The sequence below is a fragment of the Pseudoalteromonas sp. GW168-MNA-CIBAN-0100 genome (genome assembly GCF_040309225.1).
GTDB lineage: Bacteria > Pseudomonadota > Gammaproteobacteria > Enterobacterales > Alteromonadaceae > Pseudoalteromonas > Pseudoalteromonas arctica.
The window spans coordinates 1-245 of record NZ_JBEOOL010000942.1; the positions used below are offsets into that span (position 1 = coordinate 1).

Consider the following 245-nt stretch of genomic DNA (forward strand, 5'->3'; position numbering starts at 1 on the left):
GCTATAAACACTCCTACACTTAATATCAGCACTTTAAATATAGAAGCCATTAAATCAGCTATCTGTTTTGAATCGAGGGAGCGGCGCAATAAGTTTTTCATTAAGTTACCGGCAAAGCGAGCCAGCATAGAAAATAGAATGACAATAATAACTGCCACAATAAAATTAGGAATATGGCTTATAACGACATCAAACCACCCTCCGAGCTTTTCTTCGATAAGTTTTTCGGCGTCGCTAATTGAGGG

At 38.4% G+C, this 245-nt stretch carries 1 protein-coding gene; it reads right to left on the bottom strand.

Translation table 11 applies throughout. The annotated features are described in order from the left end of the window. On the bottom strand, positions 1–245 hold a 245-nt coding region (locus tag AAEY62_RS24115; protein ID WP_502935569.1), incomplete at both ends, for a mechanosensitive ion channel family protein.